21 protein-coding genes are annotated in these 25,937 nt (G+C 65.1%); 7 read left to right on the plus strand and 14 right to left on the minus strand.

Going from position 1 to position 25,937, the window contains the following annotated elements; genetic code table 11:
* Nucleotides 1-150 precede the first annotated feature (150 nt).
* Entirely contained in the window at nt 151-765 is a 615-nt protein-coding gene (locus UP06_RS37945) for a DUF2147 domain-containing protein (protein WP_045008718.1), read from the minus strand.
* A gap of 108 nt (nt 766-873) precedes the next feature.
* Entirely contained in the window at nt 874-1,902 is a 1,029-nt protein-coding gene (locus UP06_RS37950) for an NAD(P)/FAD-dependent oxidoreductase (RefSeq protein WP_045008719.1), read from the minus strand.
* Nucleotides 1,903-2,084: 182 nt separating this feature from the next.
* Here UP06_RS37950 and UP06_RS37955 point away from each other — a divergent pair, with 182 nt between their 5' ends.
* Nucleotides 2,085-2,552 carry an acyl-CoA thioesterase gene (locus UP06_RS37955; RefSeq protein ID WP_045008720.1) on the plus strand — a complete coding sequence of 156 codons (468 nt, stop codon included), beginning with the start codon at nt 2,085-2,087 and terminating at the stop codon, nt 2,550-2,552.
* Nucleotides 2,553-2,616: 64 nt separating this feature from the next.
* Here UP06_RS37955 and UP06_RS37960 read toward each other — a convergent pair whose 3' ends face one another.
* Nucleotides 2,617-2,937: a 2Fe-2S iron-sulfur cluster-binding protein gene (locus tag UP06_RS37960; RefSeq protein ID WP_045008721.1), complete on the minus strand. Its 321-nt coding sequence runs from the start codon at nt 2,935-2,937 to the stop codon at nt 2,617-2,619.
* Nucleotides 2,938-3,110: 173 nt separating this feature from the next.
* Nucleotides 3,111-3,485, minus strand: coding sequence for an Hpt domain-containing protein (locus tag UP06_RS37965; protein ID WP_156163467.1), 375 nt, complete (start codon nt 3,483-3,485; stop codon nt 3,111-3,113).
* Nucleotides 3,486-3,882: 397 nt separating this feature from the next.
* Between UP06_RS37965 and UP06_RS37970 the strand changes: the two genes are divergently transcribed.
* The gene (locus tag UP06_RS37970; protein WP_045008722.1) at nt 3,883-9,570 is read left to right on the plus strand and encodes an apolipoprotein A-IV repeat region-like domain-containing protein; all 5,688 of its coding nucleotides are present in this window, start codon (nt 3,883-3,885) and stop codon (nt 9,568-9,570) included.
* Between the two features lie 504 nt (nt 9,571-10,074).
* On the opposite strand, the gene UP06_RS37975 is transcribed toward UP06_RS37970, so the two are convergent.
* The 4 genes from UP06_RS37975 to UP06_RS37990 are packed head-to-tail and all read right to left on the minus strand — an operon-like array spanning nt 10,075 to nt 13,195.
* Nucleotides 10,075-10,302 carry a hypothetical protein gene (locus tag UP06_RS37975; protein ID WP_045008723.1) on the minus strand — a complete coding sequence of 76 codons (228 nt, stop codon included), beginning with the start codon at nt 10,300-10,302 and terminating at the stop codon, nt 10,075-10,077.
* Nucleotides 10,303-10,360: 58 nt separating this feature from the next.
* Nucleotides 10,361-11,248 carry an MlaD family protein gene (locus tag UP06_RS37980; protein WP_045008724.1) on the minus strand — a complete coding sequence of 296 codons (888 nt, stop codon included), beginning with the start codon at nt 11,246-11,248 and terminating at the stop codon, nt 10,361-10,363.
* A 16-nt stretch (nt 11,249-11,264) separates the two neighbouring features.
* The gene (locus tag UP06_RS37985) at nt 11,265-12,059 is read right to left on the minus strand and encodes an ABC transporter ATP-binding protein (protein ID WP_045008725.1); all 795 of its coding nucleotides are present in this window, start codon (nt 12,057-12,059) and stop codon (nt 11,265-11,267) included.
* A gap of 2 nt (nt 12,060-12,061) precedes the next feature.
* Nucleotides 12,062-13,195: an MlaE family ABC transporter permease gene (locus UP06_RS37990; protein WP_045008726.1), complete on the minus strand. Its 1,134-nt coding sequence runs from the start codon at nt 13,193-13,195 to the stop codon at nt 12,062-12,064.
* A 134-nt stretch (nt 13,196-13,329) separates the two neighbouring features.
* Between UP06_RS37990 and dgcA the strand changes: the two genes are divergently transcribed.
* Nucleotides 13,330-14,325: an N-acetyl-D-Glu racemase DgcA gene (gene dgcA, locus UP06_RS37995; protein WP_045008727.1), complete on the plus strand. Its 996-nt coding sequence runs from the start codon at nt 13,330-13,332 to the stop codon at nt 14,323-14,325.
* On the opposite strand, the gene UP06_RS38000 is transcribed toward dgcA, so the two are convergent.
* Nucleotides 14,295-15,491: an MFS transporter gene (locus tag UP06_RS38000; protein ID WP_045008728.1), complete on the minus strand. Its 1,197-nt coding sequence runs from the start codon at nt 15,489-15,491 to the stop codon at nt 14,295-14,297. The genes dgcA and UP06_RS38000 overlap by 31 nt on opposite strands.
* A 75-nt stretch (nt 15,492-15,566) precedes the next feature.
* Between UP06_RS38000 and UP06_RS38005 the strand changes: the two genes are divergently transcribed.
* A complete protein-coding gene (locus tag UP06_RS38005) occupies nt 15,567-16,943 on the plus strand; it encodes a hypothetical protein (protein ID WP_045008729.1) in 1,377 nt (458 codons plus the stop codon).
* 23 nt (nt 16,944-16,966) lie between these two features.
* Nucleotides 16,967-17,323, plus strand: a complete 357-nt coding sequence (locus UP06_RS38010) for a hypothetical protein (protein WP_045008730.1) — start codon at nt 16,967-16,969, stop codon at nt 17,321-17,323.
* Here UP06_RS38010 and UP06_RS38015 read toward each other — a convergent pair.
* Entirely contained in the window at nt 17,316-17,759 is a 444-nt protein-coding gene (locus tag UP06_RS38015; protein ID WP_045008731.1) for an RbsD/FucU family protein, read from the minus strand. The genes UP06_RS38010 and UP06_RS38015 overlap by 8 nt on opposite strands.
* 188 nt (nt 17,760-17,947) lie before the next feature.
* On the opposite strand from UP06_RS38015, the gene UP06_RS38020 reads away from it, so the two are divergent.
* Nucleotides 17,948-19,690, plus strand: a complete 1,743-nt coding sequence (locus tag UP06_RS38020) for a caspase family protein (RefSeq protein WP_045008732.1) — start codon at nt 17,948-17,950, stop codon at nt 19,688-19,690.
* 67 nt (nt 19,691-19,757) lie between these two features.
* On the opposite strand, the gene UP06_RS38025 is transcribed toward UP06_RS38020, so the two are convergent.
* From UP06_RS38025 to thiD, 4 genes are all read right to left on the minus strand, one after another.
* A complete protein-coding gene (locus UP06_RS38025) occupies nt 19,758-20,741 on the minus strand; it encodes a threonine/serine dehydratase family protein (RefSeq protein WP_045008733.1) in 984 nt (327 codons plus the stop codon).
* 63 nt (nt 20,742-20,804) lie between these two features.
* Nucleotides 20,805-21,848 (minus strand): glycosyltransferase family 4 protein, encoded by a 1,044-nt coding sequence (locus UP06_RS38030; protein WP_045008734.1) that lies wholly within the window; start codon nt 21,846-21,848, stop codon nt 20,805-20,807.
* A complete protein-coding gene (locus tag UP06_RS38035; protein WP_045008735.1) occupies nt 21,848-22,660 on the minus strand; it encodes a UDP-2,3-diacylglucosamine diphosphatase in 813 nt (270 codons plus the stop codon). Before UP06_RS38035 ends, UP06_RS38030 begins: the two co-directional genes overlap by 1 nt.
* A 230-nt stretch (nt 22,661-22,890) precedes the next feature.
* Complete coding sequence (gene thiD, locus UP06_RS38040; protein WP_045008736.1) at nt 22,891-23,691, minus strand: bifunctional hydroxymethylpyrimidine kinase/phosphomethylpyrimidine kinase; 801 nt, start codon at nt 23,689-23,691, stop codon at nt 22,891-22,893.
* Between the two features lie 263 nt (nt 23,692-23,954).
* On the opposite strand from thiD, the gene UP06_RS38045 reads away from it, so the two are divergent.
* Nucleotides 23,955-25,934 (plus strand): hybrid sensor histidine kinase/response regulator, encoded by a 1,980-nt coding sequence (locus UP06_RS38045; RefSeq protein WP_245305648.1) that lies wholly within the window; start codon nt 23,955-23,957, stop codon nt 25,932-25,934.
* The last annotated feature ends 3 nt before the right edge of the window (nt 25,935-25,937 follow it).

The raw sequence follows: 25,937 nt of genomic DNA on the forward strand, positions 1-25,937 counted from the left end.
TGGCGCAGGCAGGTCGCGCACACGTCTTTCGACGGATGTGGCTGCAAACCAGTGTCACGTTTCCGGTCGCGAAAAGCCGCGCTGGATTTCCTGCTTTCTCGGGGAATGACCGCGGTGCGTCAGACCTAGGGCGGCGAAGGCGAAGCGCCCCTACTTCTTCGCCGCCGGCGCCATCATCGCGCCGCCCTTTTTGGCCGCGGGTGCGGGCGGCAGCTTGGTCGCGGCAGCCTGCGCGGGCAGATATTTGGCGATGATGGCGGGATCGACCTCGGCGATGCTGGCGTCCGGCAGACGCTGCCAGGTCTCATCCTTGCCGAACAGGGAGATGCCGAGGAAGCCGCGCATAGTCAGGACTTGCCCGTCCGGGCTCACCGTCATCTTGGCTTTCCAGATATTACCGTCGCGCGGATTGACCACATTGCCGCCTTCATACTTCAACCCCTCACGCTTCATGTCGCGGATGAAGGAGAGCCCGAGCACCGGCTGGTTCTTGCGATCGTCCGCGCATTTCGTGCAGGCCTCGTTCGGATCGTCGCCGTCGCGCGGAAAGGTTTTTGCGATGACACCCTCGAAGATGCCGTTGTGGTCGATGAAGAGGAACCATCCCACCGGCTTGCCGTCTTCGACCTTCTGCCAGAGACCTGCGGCGGTTGGCTGGGCCGTGCCCGCAGCCGGGACTTGCGCCGCAGCCGGGCTCACCGCATTGAGCAACAGCGCGAGCGCGAGGAACGCGAGCAGCCGAAAACCGGGAAAGAGATTCCGCATTATGATCACCTTGCTAAGCCACGACCGGAATGGCCGCAGACTACGGCGATTTCGCGAACGATTCCAGCGCCAGAAACATGGGGCGCGGCCTTCCCGCTCCCGCCGCGGTCAGTTGACACCGAGCTTTTTTTGCAGGCTGGAGGACGAAGTCGTGTACTGGAACACGAGCCGCTTCTCGGGATAGACGTAGCGGTGGGCTTTTTGCGACATCAGCGCGCCCTCGTGGAAGCCGCACAGGATCAGCTTGATCTTGCCGGGATAGGTGTTGATGTCGCCGATCGCGAAGATGCCGGGCACGTTGGTCTCGAACGCGGACGTCTCGACCGGCACCAGATTATTCTCGAGCGCAATGCCCCAATTCGCGACCGGACCGAGCTTCATGGTCAGTCCGAAGAACGGCAGCATGGTGTCGCAGGCGACCTCGGTGATGACGTTGTCGTTGCCCTTGACGGTCGCGCCGGTGAGCTTGCCCTCAGTGCCGGAGAGCGCCGTGACCTGGCCGAGCCGGAGATCCATCTTGCCGGCCGCCACGAGCGCGCGCATCTGCTCGACGCTGTGGGGGGCCGCGCGAAAATCGTCACGCCGATGCAAGAGCGTGATGCGCTTGGCGAGCGGATGCAGATTGAGCGTCCAGTCGAGCGCGGAATCACCGCCGCCGACGACCAGCACGTGCTTGTCGCGGAAATTTTCCATCTTGCGCACGGCGTAGTGCACCGAACTGCCTTCATAGGCCTCGATGCCCGGCACCGGCGGGCGCTTGGGCTGGAACGAGCCGCCGCCGGCCGCGATCACCACGACCTTGCACTCGAACACCTTGCCGGCGTCGGTGGTGCAGCGAAACAGGGGATCGCCGATCTTCTCGAGCGTCTCCACCATCTCGCCGAGATGGAAGGTCGGATGGAACGGCTTGATCTGCTCCATCAGCGCCTCGGTGAGGCCCTGGCCTGAGACCTGCGGAATGCCGGGAATGTCGTAGATCGGTTTTTCCGGATAGAGCTCGGCGCACTGGCCACCGACCTTGTCGAGGATGTCGATGAAATGCGTCTTCATGTCGAGAAGGCCAAGCTCGAAGGCGGCGAACAGACCGCAGGGGCCGGCGCCAATAATCAGCACATCGGTTTTGATCACGTCGCTCATGTCGTCTCTTTATCGGTCGTTATCGGTTGGACGGCGCCCGGCGGGCAGAGGTGACCCTGCCTGTCTAGCCAACGGGAATGGATCAGGGAAGGCATAAAAGCGGGAGCGCCCCGCAGCCGCGCCCACTTGCCGGGTCAAAATAACTGGGCTGTAACGAGGATGGATATGACGGAGATCAACCGGTGAACGCACCAAGCCGCCTCGATACGACGCCGCGCCTGGAGGACTTTCCCTTTCGCCTCAGCGACAATGTCCGCTTCGGCGATCTCGACCCCAACCAGCACGTCAACAACGCGGTCTACGCCACCTATTTCGAGACCGGCCGCGTTACGCTGATGAAGAGCCCGGAGTACGGGCTGACGCCGCCGGGGCTCGCCTGGATCATGGTGCGGCTCGACATGCATTTCCGCGCCGAGCTGCGCTGGCCGGGCACGATCGAGCTCGGCCTCGGTGTCGTGAAACTGGGGCGGACTTCGGTGACCTTCGAGCAGGTGGTGTTTTCGGAAGGCAAGTGCATCGCGTCGGCGACGTCCGTCGGCGTCATGCTCGACGAGGTGACGCGGCGGCCTGCGCCGCTCACCGCAGAGGTGATCGAGAAATTGAGACCCTGGCACAAGCGCGGCATCGCGGTCGCGCCGCCAGCCGCATAATGCATGATCCGGAAAAGTGTGTAGCGATTTTCCGGAAAGATCATGCACTCTTAAAGAGGCGTGCTTAGGCTTGGCGTTCCGGCGTCGCCACCACGAGCCCGTCGAGCTCGTCGCTCACCTTGATCTGGCAGGACAGGCGCGAGTTCGGACGCACGTCGAAGCCGAAGTCGAGCATGTCCTCTTCCATCGGCGTCGGGCTGCCGACCTTCTCGCGCCAGGCTTCGTCGACATAGACATGGCAGGTCGCGCAGGCGCAGGCGCCGCCGCATTCGGCTTCGATGCCGGGAATGCTGTTGCGAATGGCGGCTTCCATCACGGTGGCGCCGTTCTCGACGTCCACCGTACGGGTTTCGCCCTTGTGATCGACAAAGTGAATTTTGGCCATGTGTGCTCGTGCTGCCGCGATCTTGGGGAAAAAGGAGGGTCCGAGCTGTCCTATAACGGGTCGATCAGGCCGGCGCCATAGGGTTTTGATGCGAAGTGGATACCGGTTCGCGGGAAGAAAACGCGTCAAAACAAAAGACTAGTGCGCAGGCCGCCCGCACCGGTGGGGGCAGCCTAATGCTTCAGGATCGCGGCAATTGCAGCACGGACCTCGGCGACCGCCTCTTTCAGCGCGGCGAAGGCATGGGGCCGGTCGTGGCCGGTCCGGATCGCGGTCTCCAGGCTGGCGGCGGCGTCTGCCACCGCAAAGGCGCCGATCCCGCGCGCCGAGCCCTTCAGCTTGTGCGCGAGTGCACCGGTCTCGGTCGGCAGCGCCGCCATCGTCGCGAGCAGACGCACCGCCTGCTCGGCGAACATCGCGAGCACTTCCTGTTCCAGCTCGGCATCGCCGAGCGTCATGCGCGAGAGGTGGTCGAAATCGAGCGGGCTGTCGATGGGCGCAAGCGGGGGCGAAGGCATCCAGTCCATCCGTTGCAGTTCAGGCGTCATGGCGCGGGCCCCGGCATCGCGGATGTTCCGCCGGTCCGGCGGTGAGCTTTCGTCTCACCCAAGCATGGAAATGGTTAACGAATTGTTCCGGCCATTTTGCGTAATTCTGCCGGTTTATTGACGAAAAGTTGCCGCAATCGGCCAAGTTCGGTGGAGAATTTCATTGAGGGCTAAGGCGTTACGGCGCGTTCCTGTTAACGATGATTAAGATTGTATTAATCGCAGCCATTTCATTCGCGACGCTCTGCCAATAGGATGTTGCAGAAATTGGCGGACAAGCCGTCCGGGTGGGGACGGCTCGGAGACCCGCGCAAGCGGCATGATCCGGACTGTGGGCTTGCGTAGCGCGCGGGGCTCGCGGGGGGACGCGTACAAGTAACGAGGGCTCGGACTGAACATGGCAAACACTCCGAAAAAGGTCAAAGACCCCACAGAAGTTGCGCTTTCTGCGATCCAGGAAGCCCTGAACATCAGCGACACGGCCGCGGATACCAGCCGCAGCGCCTCGGCGCGGAACGAAACAGCGCCGCCAATGCCCCCCGTGTTCGACGAGCCGGTGTTCGAGCCGCGCCCCGCCGCCAACGAACGCAACGTGTTCGATCAGATCGAGGAACCGCGCTCGTCGCGCCGCGCCGCCAATGACGACCGCGAAACCATCGGCCAGCTCCTCCAGTCGTTGCAGACGGGCCGCCCTGCCCGCAGCATCTACACGGGCGCAACAATCTTCACCGTGATCTGGCTGGCCGCCTGCGCCGCGCTGACGGTCGGCTTCCTGCCCTCGATTCGGGCCGCTATGGGCGAGAGCGGCGGCGTGCTGGCGATCGCCGGCCTCGCCACGATGTTCTTCGCGCCGATCATGCTGTTCTACTTCCTGGCGAGCCTCGTCTGGCGCGGCCAGCAAATGAGCTCGGTCGCGCAGGCGATGGCCCAGGTCGCGATCCGCTTCTCCGAGCCGGAAGGCTCGGCCTCCGATTCCATGGTCACCGTTGGTCAGGCGATTCGCCGCGAGGTCGCGGCGATGGGCGACGGCATCGAGCGCGCGATTGCGCGCGCCGGCGAGCTCGAGACGCTGGTCGCCAACGAGGTTGCGGCGCTCGAACGCGCCTATTCCGACAACGAAGTGCGCATCCGCGCCCTGCTCCAGGACATCGCGCATCAGCGCGACAATCTGGTCGGCCAGGCCGAGCAGGTCCGCAGCGCCATTTCCGGCGTGCAGATCGATTTGCGCCACGACATCGCGCTGATCTCGGATGCGATCGCCTCGCGCGTCGACGAGGTCGCCAAGTCCATCACCGGCGCGCTGGAAGAGCGCGGCGCCCACATCACGGGCGCACTGAGCAATGCCGGCGACAACATGATCCTGGCGCTCGGCGAGCGCGGAGGCGACCTGCTCGACCGCCTCGAGGAGGCCAGCGCCGAGACCACACGCGCGGTGCTCGATGCCAGCGAGCGGCTGACCACCAGTCTCAACTTCAAGACCGGCCACGTCCACGACGAGTTCGTCGACCTGGCCGACCGCGTCCACGAGATGCTGAACGAGCGTATCGACCGCATCACCGGCGAGTTCGAGCAGCGCTCCGCCGCGATCGTCGACGGCATCTCCGAGCGTACCGAGCAGGTGCACGATAGCCTGAAGAATTCGTCCGACTCGCTGCTGCTCGAGCTCGAGCTGCGCTCCAACGACCTCTCCGCCAAGATCGACGACGCCGGCAACCGGCTCGCCGGCCACATCATGACCTCCGGCGACAAAGCGAGCGAGGCGCTCGACGCCACCGTCAACACGCTGGTCGCCAAGGTCGTCAGCCAGACCGAGACCGCGCACGACTCGCTCTCGCTCCAGATGAGCGCGTTCGACGAGCTGGTGAAGAACCAGGGTTCTGAGCTGGTCGAGAAGTTCGCCCGCGATTCCGGCACGCTGGGTGCGCTGATCACGCGCCACATCTCCGAGTTCGACCGCACCGTGAAGACCTTCGGCGGTGAGATCGTCGAGCGCATGGGCCAGCGCACGCACGACATCCACGAGACGCTGAAGACCTATGTCGACAATTTCGACACCCGCTTCACCTCCAACGGCGGCGCGATCACGGCTGTGCTCGACCAACGCCTGGTCCAGTTCGAGACCACGATCGGCGAACGTGTCACCAACCTCGACTCCTCGCTGAACGGCAAGATCTCCAGCCTCGACGGTACGATCGAAGGCCACATCAAGACCTTCGACGAGCAGCTCGGCGGCCGCGTCACCGCGCTCGAACAGTCGTTCGATACCCGCGCGAAGTCCGTCACCGAGACCATCGACGGGCGCCTCAACACGCTCGCCACGTCGCTGACCGACGGTGCCACGCAGGCGATCCAGTCGATCGATACACGGTTGACGCACCTCACGACGACGCTCACTGGCGGCGCGTCCGAGGCGCTCGAGTCCATTGACTCTCGCCTCACCCACCTCACGTCGACGCTCACTGACGGCGCCTCGCAGACGATCCAGACGATCGACACGCGGCTGACCCACCTCACGACGACGCTAACGGGCGGCGCATCGCAGGCACTTGAGTCCATCGACTCCCGCCTTACCTACCTGAACACCGCGCTGACCAACGGCGCCTCGCAGGCCGTGCAGTCGATCGACACGCGCCTCACCCTCCTGACGGCGACGCTCACGGACGGTACCGCGCAGGCGATCGAGGCTGTCGACCGCCGCATCACCGGCGTCACCGAAGTCATCGACGGCCGCAGCATGCATTTGACCGACACGGTCACGGCGCGCTTCCAGGATATCCACCACGCCATCGAGACCAAGGTCGGTTCCGTCGCCAGCGACATCGATGTGCGCGTGGCCCAGTTCGAGGACCTGCTCGGCTCGCGGGTCGAGGCCGTCGCCGGCCGCATCGAGAGCAGCGGACGCCAGGCCAGCGAGGATATGATGTCCCGCGCCGAGATGATCTCGACCGCGATCCGCTCGCATGTCGAGGACGCCGAGCGCTCGCTCACCAACCTCGTCGTCAACACCAGCGAGACGATCCAGACCGGTGCGCGCACCGCCCAGCAGTCGCTGATGACGGTCTCCTCCGACGTCAACGCCCAGCTCAAGATGACCTCCGCAGAGGTCGAGCGCGCGCTGACCGCGGTCGGCACCGGTGCTGCGAACTCGATCCTGACCAGCGCCCGCGAGGCGCAGTCGACCCTGGTCTCGGCCTCGGGCGATGCGTCCAACCAGATCAAGGGGCTCGCGGCCGACGTCGAACGCACGCTGTCGGCGGCAGGCTCGGCCACCGCGGCATCGATCCTGGCCGGCGCCCGCGAGGTGCAGACCACGCTCGTCACCGCCTCCTCGGACGCCGCCAACCACGTCAAGACGCTCACCGCCGACGTACAGCGCTCGCTGTCGCTCGCCGGCTCCACCACGGCCGAGGCGATCACCGCCGGCGCCCGCGATGCGCAGGGTACGCTGATCGCGGCCTCGAGCGAGACCGCCAACCAGATCAAGGCGCTTTCGTCCGACGTGCAGCGCTCGCTCTCGATGGCGGGCACCGCGACGGCCGAGACCATCACGACCGGCGCTCGCGAGGCCCAGAACACCCTGGTCACGGCATCCTCGGATGCGGCGAGCCAGGTCAAGTCGCTCGCGGCGGAAGTTCACCGCTCGCTCTCGCAGGTCGGCCAGTCGACCGCCGAGACGATCACGACCAGCGCCCGCGACGCCCAGAGCACCCTGCTTGCGGTCTCTGCCGAACAGACCGGCCAGGTCCGTTCGCTGGCGGCCGAGATGCAGCGCGCGCTGGCGACCGCCGGCGGCGCCACCATCGAGGCGCTCACCAGCGGCGTGCGCGAAGCCCAGGGCACGCTGATCTCCGCCTCGACGGACGCTGCGAGCCAGATCAAGTCGCTGACCACGGACATCGAGCGCACGCTGACCTCGGTCGGCGCCGACACCGCCTCGACGATCCTCAACAGCGCGCGTGAGGCGCAGACGTCGCTGACCTCGACGTCGGCCGACGCCGCAAGCCAGATCCGCACGATCTCGACCGAGATCGAGCGCACGCTCAGCACCGCCACGACCAACGCGACCAACGACATCCAGACCAGCGCACTCAACGCCCAGAATGCGCTGATCAATGCCTCCAACGAGGCGAGCTCGCGGGTCAAGTCGAGCTCGGCCGACGTCGAGCGCTCGGTGCTCTCCGCCTCGAGCAGCTTCGGGCAGGCCATGACCGGCAAGACCGACGAGATCGTCACCTATGTGCAGCAGCAGGCCGACCGTCTCGCGAACATGATCGACGCCAAGCGCGGCTCGCTCGTGGACGCGATCGGCTCGAAGACCAGCCAGCTCACGCTCGACATCGACCGCGTCACCTCCGACGCGCTGAAGTCGATCGAAACGCGCGGCCATGCGTTCTCGCAAACCATGATGGGCAACGGCTCCGAAGTGGCCCGCACCATCAACTCGGCGAGCGAAATGGCGACCGGTGCGGTCAACAAGTCGCTCAAGGACCTCGAGCAGTCCTCGCGCGCGGCGATCGATCAGTCGCGCCAGGTCTCGATTGCGGCCGTCACCGAGATGCAGGAGACCAGCAAGATCCTGCGCACCGACACGGTGGCCCTATTCGAGCGACTGCGCGAAGGCAACATCCTCCTCCAGGAGGTGCTGACCGGTGCGCACGACAACCTCAACTCGCTGGAGCGGGCGCTGGTGACGCGCGTCGCCGACTTCGTCTCGGCGATGAACGACGTCACCTCGCGCAACGGGGCTGCGACGCAGAACCTGGAAGACCAGCTCAACGTCTTCAATACGAAGACCACGCGGGCGCTGTTGGATCTCGGCGAACTGTCGACCCAGTTCGACGCGCACGGCAAGGCGCTTGTCGATGCCGCCCAGGTCGTGGAGCAGAGCAACAAGAACACCACCGCTTCGCTGGCCGAACGCAAGCAGGCGCTGGAATCGCTCGTCACCACCATCGACCTGCGCACGACCGATCTCGACCAGCGCCTGTCGCGCTTCACCGGCCTGCTCGATGAATCGCTGGCCGCCGCCGAAGAGCGTGCCCGCGACATCGCCCGCGTCGTCGCAGAGACCGCCGGCGCAGGCTCGGCCGCGATCACCCGCCAGTTCGAGGCGGTGCGGTCGGCGTCCGAAGAGGAGCATCGCCAGACCATCGACTCCATGCACGACATCTACCGCCAGACCACCGATGAGGCGGATGCGATGTTCAAGCAGTCGGCCGAGAAGTTCGGCAACCTGGTCTCCAGCATGAAGCAGATGGCGTTCGAGATGCACAACGAGCTCGAAGCCACCCGCAACGAGCTGCGCCGCGGCGTGCTCGAGATGCCGCAGGAGGCCGCCGAGAGCACTGCGCAGATGCGCAAGGTGATCGTCGACCAGATCGAGGCGCTCGCCGAGCTCAACCGCATCGTGGCCCAGCATGGCCGCGGCCTCGACGTCACCACGACGGGCCGCGCCACCGTGCAGCGCCAGGAAGAGCCTGCGCTGGCAGCCGTCGGCGGCCGCGGGACCGAAACGCGCATGCGCGACACCGGCAGCGCCTCCACGCTGCCGCCGCCGGACCTCGGCATGCCGGCTTCGCGCCGCACCGAAGCGCCGCCGGTCGCGCCGGCCGGCAACGACCAGGGCCGCGACGGCTGGCTGTCCGACCTGTTGAACCGCACGGACGCCAACCAGGGTGCTCCGACCGGACGTGAGGCCCCGCGTGGCCGCGCTGCACCCGCTCCGCAGCCGCAGGCCCCTCAGGGTGCCAATCCGCTGGAGTCGCTGTCGCTCGACATCGGCCGGCTGATGGACCGCAACCTTGCGTCCGAGATGTGGGATCGCTACCAGCGCGGCGAGAACAAGGCCTTCACCAAGCGCCTCTACACGCCCGCCGGCCAGAAGGCTTTTGACGAAGTCGCCCGCAAATATCGCTCCGACCGCAACTTCAAGGGCACGGTCGATCGCTACGTCGCCGAGTTCGAACGCCTGCTCGACGAAGTCGCCCGCGACGGCCGCGGCCCGCAGGAGCTGCGCAACCACCTGACCTCGGAGACGGGTTTGGTCTACACCCTGCTCGCGCATGCGGCGGGACGGCTGGGGTAAGCGGCTCGTAGCGACAACGAATAGCGAATGAGAAAACGGAGGCCTCACGGCCTCCGTTTTTTGTTTGGGGCTGCTCATTGCGCGGAACGATCGTAGCCCGCATGGAGCGCAGCGGAATGCGGGGACGGTCCCGGATTGCGCTTCGCTCCATCCGGGCTACGAGGCCGGCGCGCAATCCCGCCGCTCCGTCATTGCGAGGAGCCCTTGCGACGAAGCAATCCAGGCTGCCTCCTCGGAGACAGTCTGGATTGCTTCGCTTCGCTCGAAATGACGGAGGAGAGAGGCGCTACTGCCGCTTACGCTCGGGCGCCGGTACCGGCGGCGAAGCGGCGGCGGACTCAATGCAAAGGGAGGCGTCATTGCCTCCGTTTCTGTTTTAGCGAATGAGTATCTACGTGAAGGCGCCCGGACCACTCCAATCGAATATCAGTGGTCGCAGTTCTTCAAGGACAGCTTCAAGCGTCGACAGGGTCGCTCGACGCTCTTCTCGCTGTCCCCATTTGGTCAGGCTAGAGGGATCAAGCGCAGCACTTCGCCTTGTGCATTCGGGAGTTCAAGCCACATTTGAGCCCGCGCATCGCCAAGTCGGTCGAACACCCAGACCGAGCGCACATGGTATTCGCGGTCGAGCTTAGCCACCTTTATGGCGTGCTTGCTCGCCCACGGCGCTAGGACCGAGTCGATAACGTCGTATGGATCGCTTTGAAACACGAACGGATCGCCACCGGACATTGTTTGGTCCTTATGTCACTCCGGCTTCCGCGATCGGTAAACGGTCCACATCGAGCCGTTACTGTCGCTTGCGCTCGTTCGCGGGCGCGGGCTTGGGCGCCTCGGCCGGCGGCGGCGGCGGAGCGGCCGCTGGCGCGTTGTTGCTAGCGCCGAACAATACGCGCGTGGGGTTCCGGTCGAAATTGTTCACGGCGCGGCTGATGTCACCCAGCGTGCGGCGGCCGTCGGTCATCAGCGCACCGGAGCGCTTGTCGAAATCGTCGGCGAGTTCGCGGATCGATTTCACCGCCTGGAACAGCTCGCCGCCGTCCTTGCCGCCGGCGAGCGTGTTGAGGCCGAGCATGAGGTTGTCGGCCTTGAGCATCACGCCGTCGACCTTGGCCATCACGCCATCGATCTTCTCGGCGTTGCGCGCCAGCGAATTGGTGAAGGTCTCGAGGTTCTTCAGCGAGTTCTTCACCGACTCCTGATTGTCGGCGACGATCTTGTTGATGTTCTGGAGCGTGCCGCGGATCGCCTCGGTGACGTCCTGGAGCTTGTTGGGATCGGCCGTCAGCGTCGGGATGCCGTCCTCGTCGAGCGGCGGCGGCGGAGCCGCCTCCTCGCCGCCCTTGAGCGAGATCGCGGCGACGCCGGTCAGGCCCTGGAATTCGAGGCCGACCATAGTGTCTTTGCGGAGCGGCGTGTTGTTCTCGATCATGGCGAGTGCGACAACCCGCCGCGGGTTGTCCAGCTTCACCGAGACCACCTCACCCACCCGAATACCGTTGAAATTGACGCTGCCGCCATTGCGCAGGCCCGCCGCCGGACCCTCGAACACGACGCGGAAAGGGCTGCGCTGCTTGACGGAGTGCAGCGACTGGAACCACAGCACGAAGCCGATCGCCGCGGCGATCACCGCCAGCGTGAACGACCCGATCAAGACGTAATTTGCCCGCGTTTCCATCAGCTACTCCGGCACCTCAGCCCATCACCGCGCGAGCGCGCTTGCCATGGAAATATTGCCTCAGCCAGGGATGCTGCGAGGCCTGCATGTCGGCGATCGACCCTGCCGCAATGATCTTACCGTTCCCTAAAACGGCGATGCGGTCGCAAGCTGTGTAAAGGCTGTCGAGGTCGTGCGTTACCATGAAAACGGTCAGGCCCAAAGTTCGCTGGAGGGTCCTGACCAGTTCGTCGAAATCGCCGGCACCGATCGGATCGAGGCCGGAGGTCGGTTCATCAAGGAAGACGAGGTCCGGATCGAGCGACAGCGCACGTGCGAGCGCGACGCGCTTGATCATGCCGCCGGACAGCTCCGAGGGAAAGCGCTCGGCCACTTCGGGCTTGAGGCCGACCATGGTGAGCTTGGCGATGGTGATCTCATCCATCAGCCGCTGCGAGACGCGTAAGTATTCGCGCATTGGAAACTGGATGTTCTGCCGCACCGTCAGCGAGGAGAACAGTGCGCCCTGCTGGAACAGCACGCCCCAGCGCCGCTCGACGTTGCGACGCTGCGCCGTATTGGAGGCATCGAGATCGACGCCGAACACCTTGATGCTTCCGGCAACCTTCGGCACGAGTCCGATGATGGTGCGGGTCAGAACCGACTTGCCCGCGCCGGAGGGACCAACGAAACCAAGAATCTCACCGCGCTTGACGTCGAGATTGAGGCCATCGAGCACGCGCGTCGCGCCGAACTGCACGGTGATGTCGCGGACGCGGATGATGGGATTTTGGATCGCGTTTTGGATCTCGTTTTGGATTTCTTGCGCCATCGTCACATCCCGATCGAGGCGAAGAAGATGGCGAACACACCGTCCATCACGATGACGAAGAAGATGCCCTTCACCACCGAGGCGGTGGTGTGCTGTCCGAGCGATTCCGCACTGCCCTGCACCGCGAGCCCTTCGACGCAGGCGACAATGCCGATCACCGCGGCCATCACCGGTGCCTTGACGATGCCGACGATGAAATGGTCGATCGAGATGGCGTCGCGCAGACGCAAGAGAAACGCTTCAGGATCGACGCCGCCATAGAGCCAGGCGACGAGGCCACCGCCATAAAGCGCGGCCATGGCGCCGAGGAAGGCCAGGATCGGCAGCGCCAGCACCAAGGCCAGCATGCGCGGCAGCACCAGCACCTCGATCGGGTCAAAGCCCATGGTGCGGAGCGCATCGATCTCCTCGCGCATCTTCATCGAGCCGAGCTCGGCGGTGTAAGCGCTGCCCGAGCGGCCCGCGACCATGATCGCGACCAAGAGGACACCGATCTCGCGCAGCACCAGCACGCCGAGCATGTCGACGACGAAGATGTCGGCGCCGAACCTGCGGAAATGGAAGATGCCTTGTTGCGCGATGATGCAGCCGATCAGGAAGGTGATCAGCACCACGATCGGCACCGCGCGCCAGCAGACCTGCTCGAGATGATGCACGGTCGAGGTCAGGCGGAACGAGCGCGGGTGGATCAGGGTGCGCGCGGCCGCCGCGAGCACCGCGCCGAGCATGTCGATGAGGCCCGCGACCGTGCCGGCGACACCGGCAACAGTGCGGCCGATCTGCTCCAGCATGCCGGTGATGGTAATCGTGGTGGTGTCAACCACGGGGGTCGCGCTGACCCGCCGCACCTCGTCGACGAGGCTCGAATAATTGGCGGAAAGACCGGCGATCTGCGCCTCGACGGCGCCTTTGGTGAGGCTGCGGCGCAGCCGCTCGATCAGCCAGGCCCCGAACGTGTCGAGCTTGGCGACCTCGGAAACGTCGATGAAGACGTTCTGCGGGCCGCCGGCAAGCTTTTCCGCGTCGGCGACCATCCGCTCCAGGACCGGCGCGAAGCTCGCGGTCCAGGTTCCGGTGGCGCAGAGGGCCAGCGCATTGCCTTTCGCAATCCGTTCCAGCTTCGGATCGCCGCTCAAGGTGTCCGCTCCCGTGCCGGGGCGGAGGAAATCAGATAGTTGCGCACGCGCCCTTACCCAGAGAAGGTATCCCCAACTGGTTAATGTTAGTTGCTAGAGGTAACTAGCAGGTTCAGATTTCGCCAGAGTTCAAAATGACTTCCAGCAAAGTTCCGGCCTTGGCCGCGCGAATTGAGCGCTTTCCTATCGCCGGCAGTTTTACGATCAGCCGGGGCGCCAAGACCGAAGCCGTGACGGTGGTGGCCGAAGTGAGCCAAAACGGCCTGACCGGCCGCGGCGAATGCGTGCCCTATCCCCGCTATGGCGAGACCCCCAAGGCGACCCTTGCCGCCATCCAGGCCATGCAGGACGCCGTGGCAAACGGCCTCACCCGACAGGCCCTGCAAGCCGTCATGCCGCCAGGTGCTGCCCGCAACGCGCTGGATTGCGCCCTGATCGACCTGGAGGCCAAGGCGGCGGGCTTGCGGGCCTGGAACCTGTTGGACCGCCCGGTGCCGGGCGAGCGCACCACGGCCTACACCATCTCGCTGGGCACGCCCGAGGCCATGGCGGCGGCGACCGCCAGGGCGTCGCACCGGCCACTGCTCAAGATCAAGCTCGGCGGCGACGGCGACGGGCTGCGGATCGCGGCGGTGCGCAAGGCCGCCCCCGAATCCGAGCTGATCGTCGATGCCAACGAGGCCTGGACCGAAGCCAATCTGGAGCACAATCTCGCCGCCTGCGAGGCCGCCGGGGTCACCCTGGTCGAGCAGCCGCTGCCGGCCGGCAAGGACGATGCGCTGGCGCGGATCAAACGGCCGCTCGCGGTCTGCGCCGACGAGAGCGTGCACGACCGCAATTCGCTTGCGCCGTTGCGCGAGCGCTACGACGCCGTGAACATCAAGCTCGACAAGACCGGCGGCCTGACCGAGGCGCTGGCCATGGCCGATGCCGCGCAGGCGCTCGGCTTCGAGATCATGATCGGCTGCATGGTCGCAACCTCGCTGTCGATGGCGCCGGCGATGCTGGTGACGCCGCAGGCGCGCTTCGTCGATCTCGACGGCCCTCTGCTACTGGCGCGCGATCGCGATCACGGGCTGCGCTACGACGACAGCCTGGTCTATCCGCCGGACTCGTCGCTCTGGGGCTGAGTCTTCAGCCGGTGCCGCGCCGACCAGATCAGCAGCGCGCCGGCACCGGCCATCGCAGCCATGACGTAGTACACGCCCTCGCCGATGTGCGCGTAGATCACGCCTGACACGATCGAGGTCGTCGCGCCCAACAGCCCGCTGCACGCCGCATAGTAGCCTTGTCCGCGCGCGATTTGATGCGAGGGCACGCGCTGCACCAGCAGGGTCATGGTGCCGACGATGGTCACGCCGAAGGTGAGGCCGTGTCCCAACTGCACGACCGCGAGCAGCGCGAGTGGTGGATCGTGCGCCGTGATCAGCCAGCGCAGGACGGCGCTCGCACCACCGATCGCCACGAGCGACGACGGATGCAGCGAGAAGCGCGGCGACAGTGCGAAGACGATGATCTCGGCGATCACACCCAGCGTCCAGAGTCCGGCGATCGTGAGCCCACCAAGACCACGGGCCTGCCAACTGATCGCCGAAAACGAGTAGTAGGCGGCATGGCTGCCCTGGATCAGGGCGGCCGAAACGATCACCAACCAGAAGCCGGCATCGCGCAACAGCGCCTTGCCGGCGTGCCTATCCGCAATCTTTCGCCTGACATCGTCGAGCGGCTGGAGCAACAGGCCGGCGACGGCAGCAACAACAGCCCATGCGACGATGACCCAGATCAGCTCACGCGTCGCGATGCTGTCGACGAGATAGCCACAGGCGAGCGAGCCGGCGGCGAAGGCTGCCGATCCCCACAGCCGGACCGGCCCGTAGTCGAAGCCGTAGCGAACGACGCCGCGCAACGCATACGCATCCGTCAGCGGCACGACCGGCGTCCACATGATGCAGGTAGCCGCATAGATCAGGAGCAGCGCCAGCGACTGGTGCATCACACCGACCAACGCAAATCCCACTGCCGTCGCAAACACCGAAACCATCATCCCGGCGCGAATCGCATGGCGCTTTTCGGCAAAGGCGGTGGCGTAAGGCAGCGTGGTGAAGCGCGTGATCCCCGGCACTGCGTTGATGATGCCGATCCAGGCCGCATCGACGCCGATCGCCTTCAGCCAGACCGGAAAGAACGGCAGATGGGTGCCCGACACCGCGAACACCGCCGAATAGAACAGCGCCAGACGCACGGCGAATCGCTGCTTCTCGGAAGCTGCAGTGGGGATTTGTGATTCGGGTGCCATCAAACCAATTGCGATTCGGTCGATATCGTGGTGATCGTTACAGTAACGCGCAGTGATTTGCGCGACGAGATTGACATGGCCTCTGAAGCATTCGCCCTCTCGCCTATGTCTGCCCGCGCGGCCGAGCCGAACGAGCAGGATTACGACGCGATCCGCGAAGCCTTCATGGAGACCGCGCGCGGCCGCTGGTTCCTCGGCGAATTTGCCAAGCGCAACCGCAACGCCGACACCAGCATGGTGCTCGATGCGGTCGCGAAAATCGAGGAAACCCTTGCGGCGCAGCACCAACCCGTCGTCGAGGACCGCCTGCCCGAAGCGCTGGTCGAGATCCGCCGCGCGATCCGGGAGGCCGAGACGATCGCGATCGCAGCCTTCGACCCCGCAGCGATCGAGGCGAGCCTCGCAGCGATCCCGCGCGGGGTGCGTATCATCAAGGAGATCTCCTGGCGCTGGCGCGAGATCGGCGCCGACGGGCGAATCTGTGACCTCATTGATTCGCAGCTCGCCTCCATCGAGGCGGCCTGCGCCCAGGTTTCAATCATCGACCCGCGCGCCGACCTCAAGGTCGCCTTCGATCTCTTGAGAGACCGGGTCGAGCAGACTGACCCGGACACCTCGGCGGTGCAGCCTTCGCCGGCTCCGGTGCAGGAACCACCGCCCCCGGTCGCAGAAGTGCCGCCTGTCGAAGCGGCTGTGGCGACCGCGAGCGAACCACCTGTGGCTTTTACGGAGGAGCCGCAGGACGCGGCCATTGGTCCTGAGCTCGAAACAGTCGTGGAAACGACCGGCGCTGCTGACGCGATGTCCGTCGCGGAGGACGCACTTGACGTCGCCGTCGAGCCGGAGATCGCCGAGAGCCAAGTCGAGGTCGAAGTCACGGTTGAAGAGAGCTTCGCTGCCGTTGAGGAAAGCCTCGCCGAGCCTGCCGCTGTCGCGGAGATCACGGACGAGTTTTCGCTCGATGCCGCCGCGGAAGCCGAGGACGACGCCGTGCTCGCGCGGATCGCGATGGAGATGGCGGCGCCCGATCCGGACTTCGACGAGATTGTCGAGCCGATGGAGATGGCCGCGGACATCCCTGAGCCGATCGTCGCAGAAGTCGCCCCGCCGGTTGCCGCCGAGGTTCCGGAGCCGATCGCAGCAGAGCCGGCCGTCGCACCCCACGTGGAGGAGCCAGTCACTGAAGCGCCGATCGCGATGGAATCGCTCGCGCGCCTCACCGACGCCATCGCAGAAGCCGCCGCCGAGGTGATGCAGCAACCGGCTCCCGCCATGGCGGCCACGGCAACATTCGGCGCGGCACTGCCGATGCCCTCGCCCCTGTCCGAGGCTTCGCTCGGCGCAACCATCCTCGCCAGCGGCATGCTGCAAAAGCCCCGCGCGCCCGCCAACGACGCGCTGGCGCCGATCCGCCGCATGACCCAGGCCGAGAAGATCGCGTTCTTCTCGTAAGGGGAGCAGTGTCACCCTCTCCTATGTCACCAACCGAAGACACTCTCACCTTGTGGCGCCCCGTCGGGCCAAAAGAGCTTGAGCTGATCCGGCAGACGGACATGCGCGCATTCCCGCCGCGCCTGCCGGATCAGCCGATCTTCTATCCGGTGCTCACCGAGGACTACGCCATCAAGATCGCGCGCGACTGGAACGTTCCGGCGAGCGGCGCAGGCTTCGTCACGCGCTTCGAGGTCAAGCGCAGCTTCATGGCGAAATATGACGTGCAGGAGGCTGGGGGCCGCTCGCATCTGGAGTACTGGATTCCGGCCGAGGACCTTGATGCCTTCAATGCCGCGATCGTCGGATTGATCGAGGTCGTCCGCAGCTTCCCTAGCTGATCACGCCCTTGCGGATCAGGAAGCAGCCATAGCCCCGGCTGTCGCCGACTTGCACGACACCGAAGCTCGCGGCCGCCGCACGATAAAAATCCGGCCGCGAGAGCTTGCCCGGAGCAACGGAGCGGCCGACAGCGCGGTCGATCTCCGCCAACACTGCGCGCTGCACGTCCGGCACGCGGTCGGGATCGTCGACGGGCATCATCACGCGCACCGGATCTGGATCGAAATCGTCGAGCGGATAGAGCGTCATGATGGCGCGCACCGCAGTCTCCATGCTCATGCCGGGCAACTGGATCAAGCGCTGCGACGACGTCGTCCGGGCGATATGGGTCGCCGGATGATTGGCGTCGACGACCACAAGGTCGTCGCCATGGCCCATGGAGGCGAGCAGCCAGAGCAGGTCCGGCGTGAGGATCGGATCGATCGATTTCAGCATGTGACGGCATATCCTCCGAAGGCTTGTCTTTGGCCGGCGAAGCCGGCCGCTCACCATAGCAGGTTCCAAGCGTGATTCAGATCACGCAACCTGCCCTTGGTGATCGCGATCACGGACCCATGGCTCGAACGCGGCCAAGCTTCCTCGCAACCAATCTCGCATCGAGATGAGTGCCAAAGGAGCACGCCATGTTCCGCATAAAGCCTTTCCTGATGACTGCGGGCCTGCTGGGGAGCCTCTTTAGCTTTGCCTGCGGCCCTGTTTCCGCACAAGTCGCCCCTGTCGAGCCCGCAGCCCCGACCGCGCTGCAAGGCCCGGAGCAGCGGGTGGCGCTGGTGATCGGCAATTCGAACTACCAGAACGCGCCGCAACTCGCGAACCCCGACAATGACGCGCAGTCGATGGCGCAGTTCCTGAACTCGGCCGGCTTCGAGGTGATCTCGGCGACCGATTTGACCCAGAACGACATGCTTCGCGTCGTGCAGGATTTTTCAGCCAAGGTGTCCGCGCGTGGTCCGAACACGGTGGCGATGATCTATTACGCCGGTCACGGCGTGCAGCTCGCCGGCGAGAACTATCTCGTTCCCGTCGACGCGCAGGTCTCGAACCAGACCGAGCTCGTCAACGATTCGGTGCGTCTGGTCGACGTGATGTCGACGCTGGAGACGATCCCGAGCCGGATGCGCATCGTCATCCTCGATGCCTGCCGCAATAATCCGTTCCCGAACGTGAATGACGCCAGCCGCGGCCTCGCCATCGTCGATGCACCGAACGGCTCGATCGTCGGCTATTCGACCGCGCCGGGTGCTGAAGCGCTCGACGGTGCCGGCGGCCACAGCCCCTACACGCAGGCCTTCCTCAACATCGCGCACGAACCCAACGTGCCGATCGAGCAGTTGTTCAAGCGCGTGCGCCTCCAGGTCAACCAGACCACCAGCGGCGCGCAGATCCCGTGGGAAAGCTCGTCGCTGACGTCTGACTTCACCTTCTTCGGCGATGCCGCTGTCGCCGCCAACCGCGCGCCGGTGAATGCGCCGGTGGTGCAGATGGCCTCCAACCTACCGAGCCGCTCGACCCGCCAGGCCTATGACTATGTGCTGTCGGAAGGCCGGCCGGAGTACTATCAGGAGTTCATCGAGATGTATCCGCGCGACCCGCTGTGCGATCACATCCGCTGGCTGCTGTCGAACCTGCTGCTCTCGCAGGCCTGGCACCAGGCGGTGCTGGCGAACTCGCCGATCGGCTACCAGGCCTTCTACAAAAACTACGGCAACAGCCCCTATGCGCAGATGGCGTTGAAGCTCGAGACGCAGCCGAAGCAGATCCCGCTGATGCAGGCGACGAAGTTCCTGGCTCCGCAGACCATTGCCCCGACCCTGAAGATCGGCAATCTCGGCCAGCCCAAATACATGCCGCTGATGCAGCAGGGCAATGGCGGGTCGCAGATGAACGCCAACCTGCCGATCGTGCAGAAGCCGGTCGACGGCAACGGCATCGGCAAGATCGTCACCCTGCCCGCGCCGACCAACACCACGACGAACAACGGCGGCATCGGCAAGATCGTGACGCTGCCGGCGACCAATACCACGCCGAATGCCGGCAATGCCAACAGCAACCCGGGCAAGATCGTGAGCATGCCCGTGACTATCGGCAAGGGCGGCTCGAACGTCGACGTCAAGACGACCGACGTGAAGACGACGAATGTTCAGACCCAGAATCAGCCGATCCGCGTCAACAACGGCAACACCGGCGTCGTGAAGCTCAACAACAATCCGGTGAACAAGATTCAGGTGCGGAACAACCGCCCGCAGTTCAACTCGTTCGGAAATGGTGGCGGCAACAACTTCCGCCAGTCGATGAACCAGGCGCCCATGATGGGCGGCGGCGGCATGGGCGGTGGCGGCGGTCATCGCGGCGGCTTCATGCACTGATCGCAACGAACCGCACACGACAAAGGGGCAGAGCGGCAACGCTCTGCCCCTTCTTCATGTCAGAAAATCAGGCCACCAGTTCGGCGAACAGATCGGCATCGACATTGCCGCCGGAGAGCACGATGACCACGTTCTTGCCGGCGACGTCGAGACGTCCCGCCAGCAGCGCAGCAAGGCCCACCGCGCCGCCGGGCTCGACCACGAGCTTGAGCTCGCGATAGGCAAAGGCGACGGCCGCGCCGACTTCCTTGTCGGACGCCGTCACGCCGCGCGCCAACAGCTTGCTGTTGATGGCAAAGGTCATCTCGCCGGGGATGAGGGCCATCAACGCATCGCAGATGGTGCGGCCCGCGGGCGCATGCGGCTCGCGGTGGCCTGCGGTCAGCGACAGACCGTGATCGTCGAACGCTTCGGGCTCGGCCACCACGATTTGCGCCAGCGGATAGCGCGCCTTCACCGCAGTCGCAACGCCGGCGATCAGGCCGCCGCCGGAGGCCGGGGCCACCACGATGTCGGGGGCGAGGCCGAGCGCCGCCATGTCCTCGGCGATCTCGCGGCCGGCGGTGCCCTGCCCTGCGATCACAAAGGGATCGTCATAGGGCCTGACCAGCGTCGCGCCGCGCTTCTCGGCGATGCCGCGCGAGATCGCCTCGCGATCGTCGTTGTAGCGATCGTACAGCACGACCTCGGCGCCGTAGGATTTGGTGCGCTCGCGCTTGGACAGCGGCGCATCCGCCGGCATCACGATGGTCGCCTGCATGTCCAGGATCTTTGCCGCGGCCGCCACGCCCTGGGCGTGATTGCCGGAGGAGAACGCAACCACACCGCCGGCGCGCTTGTCCTGCGGAATCGAGGCAACCTTGTTGAAGGCGCCGCGGAACTTGAAGGAGCCGGTGCGCTGGAGCATCTCTGGCTTCAGGAACACCTTTGTGCCGACACGCTCGTTCAGCACGGGAAAGGACAGCAGCGGGGTACGGATAGCGAAAGGCGCGATCACACGTGCCGCAGCATCGATATCGGCGGGGCCGATCGGAAGAGGTTGTTCGGTCATATCGGATGTTATCGCGACGGATGCGGCGCGGGCAAGACACCTCCGCGAGAGGATTTTACCCAGTCAGGCGACGAAGCGCGGCTGTTCCATGCCGGATCGGCCCGGCAGCACCGCACCGACCTCCAAAATGCTGTCGACGAAAGCCCTCGCCGAGGCCTCCCAGGTGTAATTGGAGGCAAATTCAACGCAGGCCGGCCGCGAAACGTCGAGCGCGGCGAAGCAGGCGTTACGAAGGTCATGATCCAGCGCGCCGACCGGCGCATCACCGATGACGTCGCGTGGGCCCTTCACCGGGAAAGCCGCGACCGGCAGGCCGCTTGCGAGTGCCTCGAGCAGGACCAGGCCGAAGGTGTCGGTCTTGCTGGGAAACACGAAGACGTCGGCCGCCGCATAGATGTCCGCCAGCGCCTCGCCGTGCTTTTCGCCCAGGAAGATCGCATCCGGATAGGCCTCCTCCAGCGCGATGCGCGCCGGGCCGTCACCGACGATCACCTTGGTGCCGGGCAGGTCGAGGTCGAGGAAGGCCTCGAGATTCTTCTCCACCGAGACCCGGCCGACCGAGAGGAACACCGGCGCCGGAAGGCAGAGATCGATGGCACGGGGGTGGAACAAATGGGTGTCGACGCCGCGCGGCCACAGCACGACGTTGGCAAAGCCACGCTCGGTCAGTTCGCGGGCGAGCGCCGGGGTTGCCGCCATCACGGCCCGGCTGGTGCTGTGGAAACGGCGCAGCGCCCGCCAGATCAGGGATTCTGGAACCGGCACCCTGGCGCGGACATATTCGGGAAAGCGGGTGTGGAAGCTGGTCGTGAACGGCAGCTTGCGCTGGCGGCAATAGCGGCGGACCATCAGGCCGATCGGCCCCTCCGTCGCAACATGGATGCTGTCGGGCTGGGCCTCTTCGATCAGCTTCGCGATCCGGGCCGGGCGCGGCATCGCCAGCCGCACGTCGCGATAGCTCGGCATCGCAAAGGTGCGAAACGATTGCGGCGTCAGAAACGTGAACTCGACACCGAACCCCTTGGCTGCGTCAGCGAGCTTGGTCAGCGTCCGAACCACACCGTTGACTTGCGGGTGCCAGGCGTCGGTCGCGACCAGGATGCGCATCAAGCCGCCCTTGCTGCCACCTGCGGGACTTCCGCCGGCTTCCGTGCCTGATCGGCCCAGGTGATGATCTCGAAATGACCGTCGTCGTGCTCGACCAGCGCGGTGCAGCTCTCGACCCAGTCGCCGCAATTCATGTAGCGGATGCCGTTCTCGTCACGGATCACGGCGTAGTGGATGTGGCCGCAGATCACGCCATCGGCGTCGTGACGGCGCGCCTCAGCGGCAAGCGCCTGCTCGAACGCGCCGATATAGTTGACGGCGTTCTTGACCTTCTGCTTGGCCCATTGCGACAGCGACCAATAGGGCACTTTGAACATGCGCCGGAAGAAATTGACGAAGCGGTTCATCTGGATCGCAAAGTCGTAGGCCTTGTCGCCGAGATGGGCGAGCCAGCGCGCGTTCTGCACGACGAGATCGAAGATGTCGCCGTGGATGACCAGATAACGCTTTCCGTCCGCGCCGGTGTGCACGGTGTTTTCGACGACGTCGATGCCACCGAAATGCGTACCGTAATAGTTGCGCAGGAACTCGTCGTGATTGCCGGGGATGTAGATGACCTTGGCGCCCTTGCGCGCCTTGCGCAGGAGCTTCTGGACTAAATCGTTATGAGATTGCGGCCAGTGCCAGCTCGATTTCAGTGCCCAGCCATCGACGATGTCTCCGACGAGATAAATGGTATCGGCATCGTGGTAGCGCAGGAAGTCCAGCAGAAGGTCGGCTTGCGAACCGCGGGCTCCGAGATGCACGTCGGAGATGAACAAGGTGCGAAAGCGCCTTTCAGGGCTCTCGTCACTCATATCGTAACTTCCCATGCGACAGCCTGTAACAATGTCCCGTGACAGGGGGATGACCAATTGAACCTTTGAGGCACCCTCAGATACGAATCAAACCTCGCCTCGCCCTCCCCGCGAATATCAGTCGCATGCGACAATCAGGCGACATGACGCGGCAATGCGTGCCCGCAAAAACCCGGACCCGATGGCCTTATTGGTTATGGCCTTATTGGTTAACGGCGGGGTCGACGCAGAGCGCGAAGCCGGCGTTAGTAAAACTTGTGGAAATGATGGATCGGCCCATGGCCGTGGCCGACGCTGAAGCGGTCGGCGGCCGCAATCGCCGCGCTGATCCAGGCCTTGGCGTTGCGCACCGCCTGCTCAAGGGTGTCACCCTTGGCGAGACCTGCCGCGACCGCCGAGGAGAGCGAGCAACCGGTGCCGTGCGTATTTTTGGTGGCGACCCGCGGCGCGGCGAGCGCGATCGTTGCTTCGGCGCTGACGAGATAGTCGATGCTCTCGGCGCCCTCGCCGTGGCCGCCCTTGATCAGCACCGCGCGACAGCCGAGCGCGAGCAGGCGACGCCCCTGGCTCTCGATATCGGCCTCGCTTCGCGCGGCCGGCTCGTCGAGCAGAGCGGCGGCCTCCGGCAGGTTCGGCGTGATCACCGAAGCGAGCGGCATCAGTTTTTTGCGCAGGGCCTCGACGGCTTCTGATGCCAGCAGCCGGTCGCCGGATGTTGCAACCATCACGGGATCGAGCACCACATGCCGCGGCGCCCAGCGCGACAGCGCGGTGGCGATCGCATCGATGCTCGCGGCCTGCGCCACCATGCCGATCTTCACCGCATCGACATCGAGATCGGAGAACACCGCATCGATCTGCGCGGTGACGAACTCGGCGGGCACGGCGTGAATGCCGGTAACGCCGTTTGTATTCTGCGCCGTCAACGCCGTGATGGCGGAGGCGCCGTAGACACCGAGCGCGGCAAAGGTCTTCAGGTCGGCCTGGATGCCGGCGCCGCCGCTCGAATCGGAGCCGGCGATGGTGAGCGCCACGGGCGTCGTCATCGCGGGATACACTTGGCTGAGGGGGACACCACCATAGCCTGTCCTAGCGCGACCATGGAACGCCAGCAAGCGGCTCGGCCGGCGAATCAATCGGTTGCGATCCGGCGCTGTCGACCCCCAATCGTGCACAGGGTGCAAAATTTAGCCTGATATCGCCTTGGCCCTTGGCGTCCATACCGAGGAGTGAGACGTTAGCGGTGGAACGTACAGCGACACCAATGTTGCGGGCCGACACCGGTCCGCAACTTTCTCGGGGTGGAATTATGTGGGCCTACTTCGAACGCATCCTCGACTCCTCGATGTTTTCACCGCACGGCATCTGCCTGTTGTGGGAGCCCGAGCTGATCTGGCTGCACGTCGTCTCGGACGCCTGCATTGCGGCTGCCTATTTCTCGATCCCGTTTGCGCTTACGATCCTCGTCACCAAGCGGCGCGACCTCCAGTTCGGCTGGGTCTATTGGGCATTCGCGGTCTTCATCATGGCGTGCGGCCTGACGCACGTGCTGTCGATCTACACGCTCTGGGTCCCGGTCTACGGCATCGAGGGCATCGTCAAGGCGGTGACGGCGGTGGCGTCGGTCTTCACCGCCGGCGCGCTCTGGCCGCTATTGCCGAAGATTTTGACGATCCCCTCCCCGTTCGAGCTTCAGAAGGTCCAGGCCGCACTCGAAGAGGAGGAAATCAAGAGCCGTGACGCGACGCTTCTGCTCCGGCAGGTCGGCGACGCGCAGCGCGCGATGCGCGAGAGCGTGACGCGCCTCACCGCCGTGGTCGAGACCGCGGTCGACGGCGTCATCCTGTTCGACGCGCAAGCCCGCATTCTGCTGTTCAACCCCGCCTGCGAACGGCTGTTCGGCTATCGCGCCGACGAGGTCATGAATCTCGACATCGCCATGCTGATGTCCGCCGACAAGAGGCCCTCATCCACCGGTCATGCGCGGCGTTTCGCAACCGGGGAAGCCGCCGGCCTGCGCAAGGACGGATCGACCTTCCCGATGGATCTGTCGGTGGGCCAGGCGTGGCAGGACGGCGATCTGATCTACGTCGGCATCGTCCACGATTTAACTGCGCGCAAGCTGACCGAGCAGCAGCTCCAGCAGGCGCAGAAGATGGAGACGGTCGGCCAGCTCTCCGGTGGCATCGCCCATGACTTCAACAACCTCCTGACCGTCATCATCGGCAACGCCGAGCATCTGAGCGAGCAGCTCAAGGCACGGCCCGATCTGCGGCAGTTTGCCGACGACATTTGCGAGTCCGGCGAACGCGGCGCGGAATTGACGCAGCGACTGCTCGCGTTCAGCCGCCGCCAATTGCTCCAGCCGCAGACGATCGACTGCCGCCAGCTGCTCGAGTCCATGCTCAAGCTGTTCAAGCGCACCTTGCGGGAAAATATCGAGATCAAAACGGCGTTCGGGCCCGGCACGATCCAGACCTTCGCGGACCGCGCCCAGCTCGAATCCGCCGTGCTGAACCTTGCGCTCAACGCCCAGGACGCCATGCCGGCAGGCGGGCACCTGACGCTGAGCACGGAGCTGGCTGCGATCGACGATGACTATCGTGCTCTGCACCCGGAAGTGATGTCCGGCAGCTACGCCTTGATCTCCGTCACCGATGACGGCGAAGGCATGACGCCTGATGTGATCGAGCACGCTTTCGAGCCGTTCTTCACCACCAAGGAAGTCGGCAAGGGCTCGGGCCTCGGGCTGAGCATGGTCTATGGCTTCGCCAAGCAATCCGACGGCCATGTCTCGATCTATAGCGAGCAGGGCCTTGGGACGACGGTCCGGATCTATTTGCCGCGCGCCGGCGCCGGAGAATCCCCGGCTGACATGCCGGAGAACGGGGAGGCTGCACCCCGCGGGCACGAAACCATCCTGATCGCGGAAGACGATCCTTTCGTGCGCTCCTCGGTCATCCAACGGGTGGAAGCTCTCGGATATCGCGTCGTCGCCGCCGTCAACGGCAAGGAGGCCTTGCAGCGGCTGCGCACCGATCCCTACATCGACATGCTGTTCACCGACATCATCATGCCGGGCGGCATCAGCGGATGGGAGCTCGCCGATCAGGCCCGGCGGATTCGTCCCGGTCTCCCGGTGCTGTTCACCTCCGGCTACGCGCTGGAGACCCTGGTCGAGCAGGGCCGTGCTCAGGCGCAGGCGGTCGTCCTGACCAAGCCCTACCGCAAGGCTGAGCTCGCGCAGCGGCTCAGGGACGCATTTGCTGCAGTGGTGGTGACGTCGTAGGGC

This window comes from Bradyrhizobium sp. LTSP857 (genome assembly GCF_000938285.1).
GTDB lineage: Bacteria > Pseudomonadota > Alphaproteobacteria > Rhizobiales > Xanthobacteraceae > Bradyrhizobium.

Excerpts from the sequence above, each read along its gene's own strand:
- UP06_RS37945 (WP_045008718.1), bottom strand. The coding sequence starts at position 765 with ATGCGGAATCTCTTTCCCGGTTTTCGGCTGCTCGCGTTCCTCGCGCTC.
- UP06_RS37950 (WP_045008719.1), bottom strand. The coding sequence starts at position 1,902 with ATGAGCGACGTGATCAAAACCGATGTGCTGATTATTGGCGCCGGCCCC.
- UP06_RS37960 (WP_045008721.1), bottom strand. The coding sequence starts at position 2,937 with ATGGCCAAAATTCACTTTGTCGATCACAAGGGCGAAACCCGTACGGTG.
- UP06_RS37965 (WP_156163467.1), bottom strand. The coding sequence starts at position 3,485 with ATGACGCCTGAACTGCAACGGATGGACTGGATGCCTTCGCCCCCGCTT.
- UP06_RS37970 (WP_045008722.1), top strand. The coding sequence starts at position 3,883 with ATGGCAAACACTCCGAAAAAGGTCAAAGACCCCACAGAAGTTGCGCTT.
- UP06_RS37975 (WP_045008723.1), bottom strand. The coding sequence starts at position 10,302 with ATGTCCGGTGGCGATCCGTTCGTGTTTCAAAGCGATCCATACGACGTT.
- UP06_RS37980 (WP_045008724.1), bottom strand. The coding sequence starts at position 11,248 with ATGGAAACGCGGGCAAATTACGTCTTGATCGGGTCGTTCACGCTGGCG.
- UP06_RS37985 (WP_045008725.1), bottom strand. The coding sequence starts at position 12,059 with ATGGCGCAAGAAATCCAAAACGAGATCCAAAACGCGATCCAAAATCCC.
- dgcA (WP_045008727.1), top strand. The coding sequence starts at position 13,330 with ATGACTTCCAGCAAAGTTCCGGCCTTGGCCGCGCGAATTGAGCGCTTT.
- UP06_RS38000 (WP_045008728.1), bottom strand. The coding sequence starts at position 15,491 with ATGGCACCCGAATCACAAATCCCCACTGCAGCTTCCGAGAAGCAGCGA.
- UP06_RS38005 (WP_045008729.1), top strand. The coding sequence starts at position 15,567 with ATGGCCTCTGAAGCATTCGCCCTCTCGCCTATGTCTGCCCGCGCGGCC.
- UP06_RS38010 (WP_045008730.1), top strand. The coding sequence starts at position 16,967 with ATGTCACCAACCGAAGACACTCTCACCTTGTGGCGCCCCGTCGGGCCA.
- UP06_RS38015 (WP_045008731.1), bottom strand. The coding sequence starts at position 17,759 with ATGCTGAAATCGATCGATCCGATCCTCACGCCGGACCTGCTCTGGCTG.
- UP06_RS38020 (WP_045008732.1), top strand. The coding sequence starts at position 17,948 with ATGTTCCGCATAAAGCCTTTCCTGATGACTGCGGGCCTGCTGGGGAGC.
- UP06_RS38025 (WP_045008733.1), bottom strand. The coding sequence starts at position 20,741 with ATGACCGAACAACCTCTTCCGATCGGCCCCGCCGATATCGATGCTGCG.
- UP06_RS38030 (WP_045008734.1), bottom strand. The coding sequence starts at position 21,848 with ATGCGCATCCTGGTCGCGACCGACGCCTGGCACCCGCAAGTCAACGGT.
- UP06_RS38035 (WP_045008735.1), bottom strand. The coding sequence starts at position 22,660 with ATGGGAAGTTACGATATGAGTGACGAGAGCCCTGAAAGGCGCTTTCGC.
- thiD (WP_045008736.1), bottom strand. The coding sequence starts at position 23,691 with ATGACGACGCCCGTGGCGCTCACCATCGCCGGCTCCGATTCGAGCGGC.
- UP06_RS38045 (WP_245305648.1), top strand. The coding sequence starts at position 23,955 with ATGTGGGCCTACTTCGAACGCATCCTCGACTCCTCGATGTTTTCACCG.